Genomic DNA, 508 nt, shown 5'->3' with positions numbered 1-508 from the left:
ACAGTCTCCCTGGCAGCGGGGCACTTTCGTCTATCCGGGTACGGACGCACCGACCAGCTCATGAAGAGCCGGGGCTAACGACGCCGCAGGCTTCGCTTGACGCTACGGACCGCTCAGTTGCTCCCCAGAAGGGCTTTCGACGCTGGGCTTCGACCCCGCCCGTTTCCAGACGAAGCCGCCAGCCTGCTACCGGGCCTCCTGGCAGCTACCCGGACCGGACTCACACCGGCAAGCAACGACGAGCTTACGACCAGAGATCAACTACACCGTCCACCTCCAGTCTGGCTGGGCGCACGAAGAGCCGGGGTTAATCCATCCAGTCGTGGCGTGGGCAAGGCGTTGATCCACAAGCAGAGCACCGCCGCCGCCGACGCCGGTCTCTGGACGCTGCGGGCCGCCGTCTTCCCGGAGAACCTTGCCTCCATCCGCTCGCACCAGTGCGCCGCCTACCGCACCTTCGGCCTGCGCGAACGCATCGGCCGCCGCCACGGCGCCGGCGCGACACCGT

Annotated in this window: 1 pseudogene; it reads left to right on the top strand. The window is 67.7% G+C overall.

Features of this window, described 5'->3' with window-relative positions:
• Window positions 1–327: 327 nt before the first annotated feature.
• Window positions 328–508 (top strand): annotated as a pseudogene (locus tag LL648_RS43630) (ArsR family transcriptional regulator); the annotation flags it as partial.

It is taken from the genome of Pseudonocardia sp. TRM90224, assembly GCF_021245725.1.
Lineage (GTDB): Bacteria > Actinomycetota > Actinomycetes > Mycobacteriales > Pseudonocardiaceae > Pseudonocardia.
The sequence above is the reverse complement of the archived record's forward strand: the minus strand, read 5'-3'. Positions and strand labels throughout refer to the sequence as shown.